Consider the following 578-nt stretch of genomic DNA (forward strand, 5'->3'; position numbering starts at 1 on the left):
AGCAATAGCCTTTAACGATATGTTGGATAGGCTAGAATCAGCTTTAGAGAAACTTTCCGATTTTTCATCTGATTTAGCGCATGAAATTAGAACACCGATTAATAACTTAATGACTCAAACTCAAGTATGTCTCGCCCGTAACCGAGATATTGGTACTTATCAAGAAATACTATTTTCTAATTTAGAAGAATTTGAACGTTTGGCTCGAATGGTGTCCGATATGCTTTTCTTGGCAAAAGCAGAACATGGCTTAAATTTACAGAACTTACAGAATATTGACCTCATTAAAGAAGTTACCGCTTTATTTGATTTCTATGACGCTCTCGCTGCCGAAAAAAATATGACACTTCAACAAACAGGATCTGGCAATGTAAAAGGTGATCCTGCTATGTTACGTCGCGCACTCAGCAATCTATTGTCTAATGCAGTTAAATATGGAAACAAGAATTCTACAATACGGATAAAACTTCAACAGAATTTAGATAACACAATATTTTCAATTGAAAATGAAGGCCCTGAAATCTCTCCTGAACAACTATCCAGATTATTTGATCGTTTTTATCGAACAGATGCGTCTA

The 578-nt window shown here is 35.3% G+C and carries 1 protein-coding gene; it reads left to right on the forward strand.

Annotated elements, in window-relative coordinates; translation table 11 throughout:
• Positions 1-578, forward strand: a 578-nt coding sequence (locus ACNPNW_RS06375; protein WP_448766763.1) for an ATP-binding protein, incomplete at both ends; no start/stop codon positions are given.

Source organism: Acinetobacter endophylla (genome assembly GCF_053543775.1).